General features: G+C 38.1%; 12 protein-coding genes. All 12 read right to left on the bottom strand.

Features of this window, described 5'->3' with window-relative positions:
* Nucleotides 1-26: 26 nt before the first annotated feature.
* Entirely contained in the window at nucleotides 27-563 is a 537-nt protein-coding gene (locus V3595_RS16040) for a serine O-acetyltransferase (protein ID WP_485908266.1), read from the bottom strand.
* A gap of 10 nt (nucleotides 564-573) precedes the next feature.
* Entirely contained in the window at nucleotides 574-1,695 is a 1,122-nt protein-coding gene (locus tag V3595_RS16045) for a glycosyltransferase (protein ID WP_485908268.1), read from the bottom strand.
* A complete protein-coding gene (locus tag V3595_RS16050; RefSeq protein WP_485908269.1) occupies nucleotides 1,692-2,975 on the bottom strand; it encodes a hypothetical protein in 1,284 nt (427 codons plus the stop codon). Before V3595_RS16050 ends, V3595_RS16045 begins: the two co-directional genes overlap by 4 nt.
* Nucleotides 2,972-4,249 (bottom strand): oligosaccharide flippase family protein, encoded by a 1,278-nt coding sequence (locus tag V3595_RS16055; protein WP_485908271.1) that lies wholly within the window; start codon nucleotides 4,247-4,249, stop codon nucleotides 2,972-2,974. The genes V3595_RS16050 and V3595_RS16055 overlap by 4 nt, the downstream gene beginning before the upstream one ends.
* Before the next feature lie 46 nt (nucleotides 4,250-4,295).
* Nucleotides 4,296-5,015, bottom strand: coding sequence for a WbqC family protein (locus tag V3595_RS16060; RefSeq protein ID WP_485908273.1), 720 nt, complete (start codon nucleotides 5,013-5,015; stop codon nucleotides 4,296-4,298).
* Nucleotides 5,016-5,642 carry a PIG-L deacetylase family protein gene (locus V3595_RS16065; protein WP_485908275.1) on the bottom strand — a complete coding sequence of 209 codons (627 nt, stop codon included), beginning with the start codon at nucleotides 5,640-5,642 and terminating at the stop codon, nucleotides 5,016-5,018. It abuts the gene before it with no gap.
* Entirely contained in the window at nucleotides 5,642-6,619 is a 978-nt protein-coding gene (locus V3595_RS16070) for a Gfo/Idh/MocA family protein (RefSeq protein ID WP_485908277.1), read from the bottom strand. Before V3595_RS16070 ends, V3595_RS16065 begins: the two co-directional genes overlap by 1 nt.
* A complete protein-coding gene (locus V3595_RS16075) occupies nucleotides 6,609-7,733 on the bottom strand; it encodes a DegT/DnrJ/EryC1/StrS family aminotransferase (protein ID WP_485908278.1) in 1,125 nt (374 codons plus the stop codon). Before V3595_RS16075 ends, V3595_RS16070 begins: the two co-directional genes overlap by 11 nt.
* A gap of 99 nt (nucleotides 7,734-7,832) precedes the next feature.
* Nucleotides 7,833-9,005 (bottom strand): glycosyltransferase family 4 protein, encoded by a 1,173-nt coding sequence (locus V3595_RS16080; protein ID WP_485908280.1) that lies wholly within the window; start codon nucleotides 9,003-9,005, stop codon nucleotides 7,833-7,835.
* A gap of 174 nt (nucleotides 9,006-9,179) precedes the next feature.
* Nucleotides 9,180-10,868 (bottom strand): right-handed parallel beta-helix repeat-containing protein, encoded by a 1,689-nt coding sequence (locus V3595_RS16085; protein ID WP_485908282.1) that lies wholly within the window; start codon nucleotides 10,866-10,868, stop codon nucleotides 9,180-9,182.
* A gap of 473 nt (nucleotides 10,869-11,341) precedes the next feature.
* Nucleotides 11,342-11,884 (bottom strand): hypothetical protein, encoded by a 543-nt coding sequence (locus V3595_RS16090; RefSeq protein ID WP_350300763.1) that lies wholly within the window; start codon nucleotides 11,882-11,884, stop codon nucleotides 11,342-11,344.
* An 8-nt stretch (nucleotides 11,885-11,892) separates the two neighbouring features.
* Nucleotides 11,893-12,895: Alp7A family actin-like protein (locus tag V3595_RS16095; protein ID WP_485908283.1), on the bottom strand; the 1,003-nt coding region annotated here is incomplete at its 5' end.

Consider the following 12,895-nt stretch of genomic DNA (forward strand, 5'->3'; position numbering starts at 1 on the left):
ACACTCCTTTATTTGTTTACGTGCAATTATTTTATAACGTTTTCTTTCTGCTTACCTTTAATCACACTTGGCACTCCAACTGCCGTGCAATTATCGGGAACGGATGTCAAAACAACTGCATTTGCCCCCACTTTCGAATTATTGCCAATTCGGATGCCGCCCAATATTTTAGCGCCCACTCCAATATATGCATAATCACAAACCTCAGGAGCTTTTCTGCTTTCTTTACTTTGCCCGAACGTTACTTGATGCAATATTGTAACGTGATCCCCTATTTTAGTAAACGGATTGATTATAATGCCTTTAGCTCCATGTGGGAGATGCAATTTTTTTCCTATTTGAGATTGCGCAGGAAATTCACAGTTCATGAAGAGTCTTATAATTAACAAATCAATCATGCGGTACACAATCCATAATACTTGTTTTAAGATTGGAACGTTCACTTTATAGTAAATGATGTTGCCTATCCGGTAAACAAACATGACGATTATTCCGTGGATGCCGCCCAGCCTCCCCCAGTTACTAATAAATGCCAATTTATTTATCCATTTAAATAATCCCATAGCAAACCTCCTAGGAGCATGAATTTAATTCATCTAACAGAGATAGTAGTTTTTCCTCTTCATTCTCCCAATTATATTCTTGTCTATATGCAGCTTTTCCTCGTTCCCCCATGTTCGCTGCCATGGCTGGGGATTCCAGTAAATAAACCGCTTTTTGAACCATATCATCCATGTTCGCTACATCGGCCGACACTCCACAGCTCCATTTATCCAGTACATCTTGAATAAGAAAATCAGAAACCATAAATGGAATGCCCGCGGCCATATATTCAAAACACTTTGTTGTTTTACCACCCATGAAATTAGGATCAGGAACTAAAAATGCCATGCCTGCATGTGCTTTCTGGATGGATTCGAATGCTTTATCAAAGGCCATTACACCCTCTAGGCTGATATAATCTTCCAAGCCGTTGTCCAGGATGAATGTTTTCAATTTTTCGATATAGCCTTCCCTGCCAGTTCCAATGATCTTCATATGAAACACTTTCTTTAATTCTACTAATCTTTTTGCAAGAATCAGCATGGTTTCCCCGCCACGTATATCAGAGATGCTTCCTAGGTAGATAAAGGTGAAAACATCTTCTTTTCCTTTGTTTTCTTTCATTTCAGGAATTTTCGGGTAATTGTACACATCTGTTGTTGGACAAGTTAAGAACTGATAATCCTTTTTATACGTCATTTCTGCAAACAAGACTCCGCTGCATGCCCTTAGCAATCGTTTCTCCAAAAGACGATACATTCTCAATGCAATTCCGGGGATTTTTTTTCTCATAAGGACCTTTGGTACATTTTCATGCATGTCATAAACAATGACTGGGTGATAACGGGGAATCCTTCTTATGATGTTCATTAAAATCAGCAGCTCCGGATCATGAAACTGAATCACATCAGGCTTATCTTTATTGATCTTGCGGTAAAGAGCAATCCAATTCAACATTCGCCCTTTCCTGGATCTCTTAGTCAACAGTTCAACTTCGATATTGGCAGGGATGTTTTCAGGGATCAAGTTATTTTCAATCGCTATATGCTTCACCTTGTACATTCCCGTTTCTCCAAAAGAAAAGGCTTGCCGGAAATAAATCCTCGTATCATTCCATGGGTGCACCGAACTAATATTATAAAATAACTTCATCTGTTATCTCCCTTTTGTAAATCTGACCCTAACAATAAATACATGATAACGAAAGTAAAAAACATCCCGCCTGTCACAAACGTTGTTGTAAGCGCAGTATCCGCTAAACACCATGCAGGTACAACAAACAAGATTATGCCGACACCTTGCCACTTTTCATTTTGCGTAAGGCTATCATAAAACCATAATATCGCTGCTAAGATCACTGTATAAACCAAGAATCCAATATAACCGAAATTAGCAAAAGCATCGGCGAACATATTGGCATTGGCTGCCATTTCTGGTCTGCCAAAGTACTCTGTACCGATAATGTATGGCGGACTCTTGTCATAAACAGGATCTATGAATTTTTCTAAAATATTATAAGATAGCAAGGCTTTTGGGTGAGTTGAAAAGAAGTCTACATAATAGCTTGTCAGCAAGCCCGGTGTGATGATCATCCTTCTGGCAAACAAATTAGAAAAATATGCCTGATCAAGGATAAAATCCAGAAAAATGCTGATGCCTAACAGCGAGCAAAGACTTATACAAAAAAGTATGGAAAAATCCCTTCCCTTCTTCCGAAAAGCAATGAATACAATGATTAGTAATCCAGTCGATAAAAGAGTGGATTTCAAGCCATTGACGGTGTACAAAAGGTATTGCAGCCCTAGTCCGATAACCACATAGGTATATTTTTTTTTGCATAAGCCAATGGTAACGATTAATGGATTACATACTTTTGCAAGCCACTGTATAATATAGCCTGCAAGAGGGGTTAGTTTTGTTCGAAAAGTCATTCGCTTATCATAGATATCCTCAGAATTTATAGGAGGCTTTAGACTAATTCCCCCCGAAACTTTGAAGATGTAAAGAAAAAAAACCAATAATGTTATAACAAAAATGATTTTTAATAGACCGAGATTAACATTAGGAGGTGTAATCTTCATGGCTGGCAATCTATTTACATTTCCAATGGTAAGTAAACAAAAAAACAAAAGAACATTCGTATATATAAAATCAGGCTGCAGCGTAAATAAATAGTTCGGAACCCATACTACCGGTATATAGACAATAAAATACAAAATCCAGAAAACGAGTTCCGACGGCTTATCCAGTTCCTTTTTTATTAATATGGCTGGCAATATAATAAAAAACATGGAAATTACTATCATGACTGCACTTGGATGTTGCCGATATATATACCCCATATAAGCATATTCAGGGGAAATAAAGTAAACGTAGGATATATCCATTAACCAGACGTATAATCCTACCAGGCCCAGTTGAATCAGCTTCATTTTTTTAGATTATCCTCTCGATCCATGAAATGTATCGCCCTATAGCCAAGGAGAGCAAAAAAGTAGTAACTGGCCCCCATACAAATGCTAAAGTATAAAATGGCTGTTTCAGCCGAACCCCCTGAAATGAAAATGACCAGTACTCCAGAAGATGACAGTAACATCCTTGAAACATCCCATAAAAGCTGAGTCCGTTGTTTTTTGACTAAAAACAATATTTGGGAAACTGGCATGACAATCACTTGACTTAAAAACATAAATGACATCAATGTCACATATTCACCGGAAACACGCCACTCTTCTCCAAAAACAAAGCTGAAGAGACCGGGTGCTATCCATGCCAAAATTGCCATTAACGGCACACCTAACATGGCCGTTTTAGTAATAATGCTCTTATACAAATGTAAAACTCTTCCCGGTTCATTTGAAATGCTTTTTGCCACTTCGGCATAGAATACTGTCGAAATACTCGCTCCCAACAAACTAATGGGTAAACCGATCGTTTTTGTAGCCATGGAAAAATGCCCTGTCACGTCAGGTCCGTATAGACGCATCAATAACAAAAAAATGATTTGCAGAGATAAGGAACTTACGAGGGTTGACCATGTGGAGTATTTGGCGAATTTCTCATATTTTTTAAGCAAATATCCGATTCTCCTATAGTTCACTTTTGGCCAATGCATTTGCTTTAAGAAATATCGCCAAATGTACACTAGGGTTATTCCCCGTCCAATCATATCTCCCGCTATTAAACCAATTCCTGGAGTCACATGATTAATGGAGATAAGTGAGAACTGACTTATTACATTGCTAATCGATTGAAGCAGTTTAGAATGAGTTAGCCCTTTAAACTTATCTCCTTTTAACATCCAGTAACTCATCACTTGATAGATTCCAGCAAAAAACAGGCCAATTGAAAGCAAAAGGTCATTCATAATCGAAGCTTCTATACCGTATAATCGAAATAATGATAGATTAAGGAATCCTAAACCTATATTCAGGATACAAACGACGGCAATCGTAAACATACTAATGTACATCAAGTGAACCGTATTACTATGTTTTTTTTCTAAAGGAATCGCCTTTTCTAAACAAAGAGATGAAAATGACATGAGAATGGCCAAAAGTGACGTATAGGTTGAAAACACACCAAAATCTTCTGGTGTATATATTCTTGTCAGTATGGGAGAACTTGCGAATAGAATAAGCTGTGCAAGTGAATTCCCAGTTAATAATAAAAGGATTTTATTCATAAATTCATTTTTAAATTTCATATTTTCAACCACGCCACATCTCTATTTTATATACTCATTTACATTGTTATGATTTGCCTAATTTATCTTTCGTTAACGTTTCTTTTATTTGATCCGCCGGATAGTGCATGATCCAGTCTAGAATCGATAAATTTTTTACACACTCTTTTTCATTTTTCACATAATACACGGGATGTATGAACTTTTGATAAACGACTTCAATACCTTCTTTATGAAACAATTCTTCTTCCAAGTAATCCTTTCCGCTTTTCCCGCTTAAATAGCATGTACTTCCGGTTTGCTTAACTAAGCTGACTAATCTCTCTGTTTTTCCAAAGGAAGTGTTAAAATCATTGGAAAGGTGTGTTTCTCCTTCATAGTTTAAATACTTTAAAATCAATTCAAATAAATGAATATTTAAATCGACTAACAAAGCGTGTTCTTTTTGATATGCTTCTTCCAACAGCGGGAAAAAATCTTGAAAGTGCCGAGTTTTTTTATAAACTTCCGATATTTGCTTCAAATGATTCCTTTTCCATTTTTGATTTGGGGAATGATAACTGATTAATTTTTCATGTAACATTTCAGGCTTTTTTTGAAGCGGTACAGTTAGCCTTGACTCTTTTCCATCAGCACCTAGAATATATGCTTTATTTTGAAAATTACTTGAAGAGTATTTCACATCGGCCAAATATATAAAAACGTCCGATTGGAAAACCTTATGAATCAAACCAATCCAGGGCAGGAAATTGGGCTGGTGAATTGTGACTATCTTCTTTTTTTCCACCTACAAAACCTCTTTTGAAAAAATTAATAGGAATGTTTCCGCGTATTTGCAATTCACTTGGGAACCCCTCCAACTGCCGATATGCTCCGCATTCACTAAATAATGCCCCATATAACCGGTTAGCTGTGATTGGAACATGGTAATCATACGTTTTTTATCTTCCATGAACTCTGTAATATCACTATAAATATTCGGGTGAAATTGATTGGCAGCGATGTTATTATTTTGGTTGATTTGTTCGAATTCATATAGTGTAAATTGTTTTTTCCTGAAACAGCTTCTTACCACCTTTGATAACTTTTGATGATCTTGATGACTGTCATTCATCCAATGTGTGTAGACTTCGTCTGGATCCATCTTTTCGATGATATCGTCGAGTTCTTTTATTAATTTATGAAGAGGGATATCCTCAACGTTATTACCCTCACAGTACTTAGAAAACTGTACCTCATATCCGAAATTCTTTGATGACTCTATTGCCTCTTGTTTCCTGACCTCGATATTCGAAGGGATGGAAAATATGATGTTGATAATGTAATGTCCTTGGTTCAACAGCTTACGAATGGTACCGCCCATACTAATTTCCGCATCATCTGGGTGTGCTGTTACTAGCAATATTTTTTTCATCATGTTCCTCCATTTAAAGCTTGTTCAATGATAGATATCGCTTTAAGCGTAATGTTCTTTTGTTCCATGTAGGCCTTTACATTTTTCATTAAAATACATTCTGAAAATTCAGTGATTTCATAAAGCAAACTATTATCACTGATAGGTTCACTTATCGTTTCTTCAATGTCATTAATGATACTGCGGTAACTTATTGTGCGGATATCGTATAACGAGTGAAAACGCAAGGTTCCATTCTCTCCGTAAATTTCCGATATTGAATCATTCGTTAAGTTAATTTTTGAAATCAACATCGTTATTTTAAAATCTTCATATTCAAAAATGCACGTACCGCCTAAATCAATGTTTTTTACGATCAGTTGTTTAAAATAATAACTTTTAACGGGAACACCAAATAATTGAATGGCCGCATAAATAGGATAAATTCCAATCGTTCTTAATGTCCCGCCACCATGATTTTCATCGAAAAGTGGCGCTTTCTCCCCTTTTAATAAGGCCGAATACTGCTTGGAATAGTTTTGGTACTTTAGGGTTGCCCCATGGATTTTCCCTAACTTTTTAATAGCATTCTTTAAAATTTGAAAGTTGGGTTCATAAATGGATCTTACTGCCTCAAACACAAAAACATTTTGTTTTTCTGCAGCATCGAAAACCCGATTGGCCTGATCGGCTGTCATGAATGCCGTTTTCTCCACAATAACGTTCTTTCCATGCTCAATGGCTGCCATCGCTTGATCATAATGGGAAGCATTTGGAGTGGCTATATAAACAGTATCCAGCTCATCATCTTCAAACACTTCATTCAGGGATCCATAAACTTTAGAAACTCCTTTTTCTTTTGCAAGCTCCTTGGCAAAATGAAATCTTCTCCCCCATATTCCCATCACCTCTCCATTTGAACTTTCATTAATGGCATCAATCATGGCACAGCTTATTGGACCTGACCCCACCACTCCAATCCTATTTTTAATCGCCATGTTCCACTGCCTGTTTACATTTCGCTACAATGTATTTCAGATCCTCATCTGACAAATCCAAGTGACATGGCAACGTGAAATGAGATTCACGAAATCTATCGGCATTCGGGAGAGATGCAAGGGGATATTCCTCTAGCAATGTGGGCTGTAAATGTAATGGGACCCCATAACAATGCCCGGTGCTTATATGACACTCGTTTAAATGCTTTTTAAATGTTTCGCATTGCTCTTTGCTTTTAGACATGACGATAATTTTATAAAATGAAGATATATTGTGGTCAGATGAAGCTTGGAAGTAAAGACCGTGTTCATGAAAAATCTCTTTCAAATTTTCTTTATAGAAACTGAAGATTTCCTGCCTGACCTGGATCATCCCATAAGCTTCCTGAACTTGCAGATAACCAAGCAATGCATTAAATTCACTAAGAAGCATGTCACCGGATAATACTTGATTGACTGCACCATTTTCATTCCCATGGTGCCTTAACAACTCACAGTATTTGATTAAATCTATATCATCCGATGTAATGACACCGCCTGTGGCACTTGTAACAATTTTAGTGGGGTACATTGAAAAAACCCCAGCAAATCCAATTGTGCCTGCTTTATATCCATTTATAGTGGCACCAAAAGCATGTGAAGCATCTTCGATTAGATAAAGATCATTCTCATCACAAAACTCTTTAATCTCAAAGATGTTATCAGGGATCCTTCCAGCAATATACGTAATTAGGACAACTTTCGTTTTAGGAGTCACGGCGTTCTTCAGGCTATTTAAATCCAAATTGAAATCCTCTAAATTAATGTCACAAAGAACGACCCTTCCTTTCGCATTTTTCACCGCATATACTGGAGAAATAAACGTATTGCTTGGCATGATCACTTCTTTGCCTTCAACATCTAGATACTTTAAAATAATTTCAATGGCTGCCGTTGCACTGGAAAGTGCGACAGCATACTTAGAATCACTGTATTGTCTGACGCTTTCTTCAAATTTCCGAGTATTCTCACCTAAAATTAACCTGCCAGAATCCAAAATGCGCTCAATGTTCTTAAGGTATTCCTGTTTTACCCAACCTGTTATCACTGGCTTTGTATTTACGATTGTCTCCATGGAACTCCATCCTTTTTCCAAAATTAGATCTTTCAATAGACTTTAAGTGAGATGCAGACGAATATATCAAATTCTGAATGACCCATTGTTCATGAATGTTCAATGATTATTATCAACCAATTCCGACAGTGTTCTCTCCAGTTTTGAAATCAATTTGGTTTTCTCATAATTCAGGGTTAAACGCTCTATATTTTCTTGTATTTTCAGATACATTCGTTTGTCACTTTTCATTGATTTTACATACTCTATCATCTTTGATCGTTCTCTATATTCAAAACCGTGACCTGCATCATATTTTGTCATGACCTCATGCTGCCAGCCTTTATAGTTTATTAATGTTGGTTTTCCGGCTGCCCAAAAATCAAAAAGTTTATTTTGACTATTCCTATCCAATATTTCATTATCACGTACAAAACACAGACCTATATGAGATACGGCCATTAATAAGTAAGCTTCTTTTTTAGATACCTGATCCAAGAAAATAACGTTGTTTAATTTTTTGCTCTCTTTCACTTGAATTAAGCGTTCTTTTTCCTTTCCATCCCCTACAATTAGATAGACAATATCGGGGTCATCCGTCTTTTCGGCAAGCTGTAAAATATAATCGATATTATTGATAAATCCTAATGTGCCTGCATATAAACAGATAAACTTCGCTTTTAAACCTAATTTATCCAATGCTTCTTCTTTATCTTCGGAACGAATTCGAGAAAAATAGTTTATATCCGCAAAGTTAGTAACCGTAGCAATTTTTTCCCGTTTAACTCCTTTTCTCAATAAATCTTCTTTCATTCCAGGCGAAAGCACGATGATTTTATCAGCTGAAGAATAAATCATGCTTTCTAGTTTCAATAAAATTCTCTTTAACCATTCATGTCTTATGATTCCAAGCTCAATAGGTATATCTGGCCATAAATCCCTTACTTCAAAAACAAATTCGCTGCGCTTCACCTTAGCAAGAAGCATACCTATCAATCCAATTGTCAAAGGGGTCGAGGAAGCATAAACAACGTCTACCTCCTTCTCTTTCACCCCAATGAAAAAACTTTTATACATATAATGAATAAACGATAATAATCTTTTCAGGTAACTATATTCTTGTTTATATTTAGTTTTGGTTGATATGATCTTTATTCCCTCACGCGAATCTATGGAATTTCCGGTGATGATGGTGACTTTATTATTTTTAGAGACTAAAAATTTAGCTATTTCATAAGATCGGGTACTGCCTTTATCGGTATTGAAATATTGATGCAAATAAAGAATCTTCACTTTTTCACTTCCTCTTTTACCCAATGTGATTCAATTTGACTTACAGAGTAATGCTTTCCCTATTGCATTCACCCCAGAAAACAAATGTAACACTTAATATAGGTGAGGCATGTCCCTTTTTTAGAATGGGGCGTTTTAACTTTGAAACCCACTAGCATCTTGTACAGCCATTCCTTACTCCTGCTTTTTCATCACATTAGGTTTGTTCCAGTCAAGGAAGGCCGAGATGGCAATCCAGTCATCCAGGCGGTTATAAACCGTTTTGTCTTGTACATGGATTTCATGCCCAACTTCGGTAAATATGTTATCCCCTTCAATGACGTTATTTTTCATGTTCAAAGAGGTGATGGCATAGTCATTTGTAGGGCTGCCGTTATTATGCGACCCTCTGATACCAATGCCCGCTGAAATAAACTTTTCGTCGGATTTATGAATTTGGTTTATGATGTTTCCTTTGATTTTGGTGAACTTGTTGGAACTAAGAATCACGATGCCATTGTTGAAGCTATTTTCAATGATATTGCTTTCAATGAGGGCATTTTTGGTCACATGAATACTGATGCCTCCCCATTCCTCGACATTAGCCCGGACATTATTCACATAATTGCCTTTAATCACGACCTTTTGCAGGAATCCCATCTTTGTTTCAGTAAGATCATGGTATTGAGTTCCGTTGACTGTAATGCCCCGTTCGCTGACTGTTGCATTTTTACCTATATCGTAATACGCATAATCATTAAAAGAATTGATTCTATTCCCCTCAATCATAATATTGCCGGGTGCGTAAGCTGAGATAGCTCCTCCCTTGTAATCCATTCCGCCGACAATGATTGGAAAACGCGTGTTTAATATAACATTATTCGTGAAGGAAACATTCTGGCCTGAATGGGTGTCAATCCCTTCCCATCCAGGGTTATTCGCCACCACATTCCCATCGACTGCGATTGTGTCACTTCGCTGGAACTTTGATTGAGTCATTGCATCTCCCGCACTGTCTTTCCGGTGACTAAAGGCGATGCCATAGCTTTGTTTGGTATTGCCCACCGTCTCCCCTGGCCCAAGACCTCTCACTGTCGCATGCCTTACAGTCACGTTACTCGCGGAATAACCGCCGATGCCTGCATATCCAATATCCTTTATGACCATTTTGTTTCTTTTTCTAGAATCAGACCCTTTAATCATGACTCCATTCACATGTTCTAAGTAAATGCCATATCCCTCATACCCGGAAATTTGAACATCTTCGATCAGGATATTTTGAAGCCTGTGCAAATCATTCACAGCCGAATAGACAGACACCAAATCCGCCGTGGATTTGGATTGATCGATTGCAGTGACCTCAATGCCCCTGTTCCTTGCTTCAAAATAATTTCTCGGTTTCCCAGTTTGGGGGTCTTCAGTCCTTCGTTTTCCTTCTAGCATCAGGTTTTTGACACCAGTATGGCTCACCATGATTTTAATCGTGACAGAATTGCTTGAGGGCTGGGTACACATTGTCGTGACGGGGCGTTCGTTCTCAACCGTCCCTTCTAAAATGACCCCTTCTTTCATTGCAATAAAGGCACTCGCCGTAAACTGGCCTTTTGACAAACGGACCGTTCCCCTTTTCCCATTCGATACATCTTGCGGATAGGCAGAAACCTTTGTAATGGCATTATTAAGGGTCGTCCGGATCGATGTCGCGGAATGGTTTGCGTCTAGCGACAGCGTTTGTTTTAACTCCCCTTTATTGTCCAATAACTGAATCGCGGTGCCCGTCGTGGGACTGCAGATCTCGTTTGCCCCGGCGGCAATTGACTGAAGGGAGAAGAGCGCCACGATAAACACAGTAAATATTCCTGTTATTTCATATAATCGTTTCATCTGAATACTCCCATGTCTTTTATTCATTTTTTCTACAGTTGTTTTGCATTTTCCAGGGCAGAAACCAGACACGACACCCTAGTCGACCTAGAAAAGAGTGGTGCCTATCTAATGTTACAAGGGATTTGAGATGTGAGTTTCTCAAAATCAACATAAGATGTTTTAATCTTGGAACAGTCGCTTAAACGTATAGTTCATTCGACAATTTCCCCATACAAAAAACCTTCAATAGCTCAGGGGTAAACCGGATTGTGATGGGAAAACAAACCTCCTTGCGCCACTATTGAAAAGAGGAGGAATGTGTCCGGTGTTACTTGGGGGACTCGTCATTCGACAGAAAAAGCCTTTCCCCGATGTTTGCCGGGAAAAGGCTGCAGCTTGATATATTCTTTTTTATGTTTCATTCCTCATAACCCCCGCAAAGAAAAAGGAGGATATCCAACTTGTCGCCGGATATCCTCCTATATATTCACTCACTGGTTCATTTGATCGAGAAAATCACCAAGAAGATCATCAAGATTTTCCTCTTCAGGTTCTGGTTCCTCCACTTGTTGTGTGGTTTTTTCCAAACTCCAATCAAAGTCATCCAAATCTTTCTTAGATATTTCTGCCTGCACCACTTCATTATCCTGTTCTTCGGGCTCATCCTGCAAATAAATCTCCTCATTAATTACATTGCTGTTTAATGAGGCTAGCAAGGCCGTTGCGCGTAAAGGATCGGATAAAAGATGGTACATAATCGTTCCAAGCATAGCTTCTGAGTGGGAATGTTTGAGCCAGTCACGCTGAGATTTGCTAAGCTTGTTCGGCATGGGCAGGGCAATCATTTCCCGTTCCTGATGGGTCGATTGTCCGATTCCATCGAGAACATACTCGGCAATTTTACTGGAAAAATTCCTTCTTTCCGTTTCCTTCAATTTCTGCAGCTGCCTTAACGTATAATCTGATACATCTGAAGGGATACGAAAAGTGATGGCTTGTCCTCTTTTGATTTCAGAAGAAGCTGTTTTTTTCATTCTCTCACCTATTTAACAGCACCTGATCTTTGTTCTTTCTTCTTTTGGTGGGATTGCTGCTGTTCCTTTGAATTCCGGCGATTAAAATCCGAAATCAATTTATAATAGGCGTTGGCCATCATCCAAACGCTTTCCCGTTCATCTTCAAAAAAGTCTATATTGTAGCCATCAAAATTCTGATTGAGCGTTTTCAGGTAATCTTTCAAGACAATCGAACCTCCGCCAACAAAATAGCAGATTTCCGTTTGCGAGTTTTTCTGCCATACGTTGCGCAGATGGCGATATTGCTTTTTCGCAAGTTCTCCTAAAATCCGGTCGACGATATCATGGACGCTTGTCCGGCTTCCGCGAACCATAATATGGTTACGATCGTTTTTCTTCGTGATGATTTCAACGACATCTCGTCTGCTATCCAGCTCGACACCGTGTTTTTTTCTGATTTCTTCACGAATAGATTCAAGAGCCTCAGCTACTCCTAGATTGAATCCTTGCGCCTTATCATCGTCAACTTTACGGTTTTTAATGACCGCGATATCTGTCGATAGTCCGCCAATATCTTGAATGAGAATTCTTCTATCTATTAATTCACGGTTAATGATATTCAAATCATTGTCCATGACTAAATTAATGTATGCGGCGAAGCCCTCTGGATAGACTTTCACTTCATCAAATTTGATATTAACCTTAATACCTTGGTATTTAGGTGTAATTAAAAATTCTACTTGGTGAACGGATCCCAGTAGCTTCGAACGGTACCCAACATCTTTCCCTTCCTTAACTTCCCGAAGAGGTAGACCTGTACCCAGCGTATAATTCGCTTCGACAACGTTATTTACTTTTTTGAACTTATCATTATTCCCTTGCTTGGCAGCATCCAATGCAATAGCCGCAAAAAGCATTACTAATGTTTGGTCTTCCTCTGATTTACTGCTCCCCAAATCTAGTTCTGTTGGGTTATCACTTTTTGTCGCTAAATTTCCGACACGATAAATGGCATTATTGTCTTGCAAG

The sequence above is a fragment of the Bacillus sp. CFBP9009 genome, from assembly GCF_036541465.1.
Lineage (GTDB): Bacteria > Bacillota > Bacilli > Bacillales > DSM-1321 > Peribacillus.

What these genes read in the sequence shown, in the direction of transcription:
- V3595_RS16040 (WP_485908266.1), bottom strand. Translation starts at nt 563, where the DNA reads ATGGGATTATTTAAATGGATAAATAAATTGGCATTTATTAGTAACTGG.
- V3595_RS16045 (WP_485908268.1), bottom strand. Translation starts at nt 1,695, where the DNA reads ATGAAGTTATTTTATAATATTAGTTCGGTGCACCCATGGAATGATACG.
- V3595_RS16050 (WP_485908269.1), bottom strand. Translation starts at nt 2,975, where the DNA reads ATGAAGCTGATTCAACTGGGCCTGGTAGGATTATACGTCTGGTTAATG.
- V3595_RS16055 (WP_485908271.1), bottom strand. Translation starts at nt 4,249, where the DNA reads ATGAAATTTAAAAATGAATTTATGAATAAAATCCTTTTATTATTAACT.
- V3595_RS16065 (WP_485908275.1), bottom strand. Translation starts at nt 5,642, where the DNA reads ATGAAAAAAATATTGCTAGTAACAGCACACCCAGATGATGCGGAAATT.
- V3595_RS16070 (WP_485908277.1), bottom strand. Translation starts at nt 6,619, where the DNA reads ATGGCGATTAAAAATAGGATTGGAGTGGTGGGGTCAGGTCCAATAAGC.
- V3595_RS16075 (WP_485908278.1), bottom strand. Translation starts at nt 7,733, where the DNA reads ATGGAGACAATCGTAAATACAAAGCCAGTGATAACAGGTTGGGTAAAA.
- V3595_RS16085 (WP_485908282.1), bottom strand. Translation starts at nt 10,868, where the DNA reads ATGAAACGATTATATGAAATAACAGGAATATTTACTGTGTTTATCGTG.
- V3595_RS16090 (WP_350300763.1), bottom strand. Translation starts at nt 11,884, where the DNA reads ATGAAAAAAACAGCTTCTTCTGAAATCAAAAGAGGACAAGCCATCACT.